The 463-nt window shown below is 52.5% G+C and carries 3 tRNA genes and 1 rRNA gene; all 4 read right to left on the bottom strand.

The features are described from left to right. Positions 1–52 precede the first annotated feature (52 nt). Positions 53–124, bottom strand: a tRNA-Glu gene (locus tag PV403_RS24930). 10 nt (positions 125–134) lie between these two features. After that, positions 135–207, bottom strand: a tRNA-Thr gene (locus PV403_RS24925). Between the two features lie 2 nt (positions 208–209). Then, positions 210–285: transfer RNA gene (locus PV403_RS24920), tRNA-Asn, on the bottom strand. A gap of 54 nt (positions 286–339) precedes the next feature. Further along, positions 340–456, bottom strand: a 5S ribosomal RNA gene (gene rrf / locus PV403_RS24915). Between the last annotated feature and the right edge of the window lie 7 nt (positions 457–463).

Below are 463 nucleotides of genomic sequence, written 5' to 3'. Positions count from 1 at the left end.
CTCTGCTTGTAAGGCAGATGCTCTCCCAGCTGAGCTAAATCTCCATATAAAGTGACCCGTAGGGGATTCGAACCCCTGTTACCTCCGTGAAAGGGAGGTGTCTTAACCCCTTGACCAACGGGCCTTAATAAACAAGCTCTCAACCGGGATCGAACCGGTGACCTCATCCTTACCATGGATGCACTCTACCTACTGAGCTATGAGAGCAATGGCTCCCCGAACAGGGCTCGAACCTGTGACAACTCGATTAACAGTCGAGTGCTCTACCAACTGAGCTATCAGGGAATAGTAACCATTAGTAGTAAACACATTCCTCAGTTACCTGAGGTAAGGATGTTCGCTTGGCGGCGTCCTACTCTCCCAGGACCCTGCGGTCCAAGTACCATCGGCGCTGGAGGGCTTAACGGTCGTGTTCGGGATGGGTACGTGTGGAACCCCTCCGCTATCGCCACCAAACATGATT

The sequence above is a fragment of the Paenibacillus sp. GYB006 genome (assembly GCF_036577645.1).
Taxonomy (GTDB): Bacteria; Bacillota; Bacilli; order Paenibacillales; family Paenibacillaceae; genus Paenibacillus.
This window is presented reverse-complemented; position numbering and strand designations above follow the sequence as displayed.